This window comes from Pseudoalteromonas sp. TB51 (assembly GCF_000498055.1).
Taxonomy (GTDB): domain Bacteria; phylum Pseudomonadota; class Gammaproteobacteria; order Enterobacterales; family Alteromonadaceae; genus Pseudoalteromonas; species Pseudoalteromonas atlantica.
Map to the genome: position 1 here is coordinate 1 of NZ_AUTO01000351.1, position 852 is coordinate 852.

The window sequence follows — 852 nt, forward strand, 5'->3', positions numbered from 1 at the left end:
GGCTTGTTCGTGACGCACTAAAATATGTTCAATGTCTTCTTGTTGAAAAAGTGCATCGTATAAATCTAAAACCGACCCACCTGGGTAGCCAAATATATACTTAACCTTCAACTCTTTTAATGCCTGAACAACTAGTTCAGAACCATTATATTCTTGTTTGCTCATCCTCATTCCTCTGTGCGCTGTTTATGCATAAAAAAACCCCCGCGTAGTGCGAGGGTTTTTAAAAAGCAATTTCACTTTTTAATACATCCCCGCTGGGCTTATCACTAAGACCACTACGAGTACGATTAAAAGGTGAAGTTGTTTTTTCATAATTGTCACTTTATAAAAAGCAAAATGCTGCTTTAGATTAAAAATTCTATATGGGGTTATTTTTAAGGGTTTTACGTGCTTATGTCAACCTTGAAAGAGCTGTTTTGGATTAAAATTTCAAATTAATTTGTTTTAATACTAAAAAGTTGCACGCTATTTGTAGTTATATAAAAAATATGAAGAAATTATGCTAATTTTACCGAGTAACCATAATGGGTAAATAGGTGATTTGAGCGCTGTGCTTAATGCATATATTAGGTATGATAGAGCAATAGTTTATCTGGGGAAGATACAGTGAAAAAAATAATATGGCTTGGCTTATTTCTTTGCAGCCTAAACCTTAACGCAGCAAATACCAGCGCGCATGACCCAGGTATTATTAACAAACAAAGAATAGAGTATTGGTTAAATAAACGCGCTGATACCCAACAAACCACTAACAAGCCAACGGTTGAAAGCTACTTAGCGAATACTGCACGGCTTAACCCTTCGCAGTTAAAACCTGTTTCTACCATGAAAGCCCGCTTAAGCGCTAAG

2 protein-coding genes are annotated in these 852 nt (G+C 35.9%); one reads left to right on the forward strand and one right to left on the reverse strand.

From position 1 onward, the window contains the following. Positions 1-165, reverse strand: a 165-nt coding sequence (locus L650_RS24020) for a thiamine pyrophosphate-binding protein (protein ID WP_164835583.1), incomplete at its 3' end; no start/stop codon positions are given. 444 nt (positions 166-609) lie between these two features. On the opposite strand from L650_RS24020, the gene L650_RS24025 reads away from it, so the two are divergent. After that, positions 610-852 (forward strand): hypothetical protein (locus tag L650_RS24025; RefSeq protein WP_164835584.1); only part of this gene is annotated, 243 nt, incomplete at its 3' end.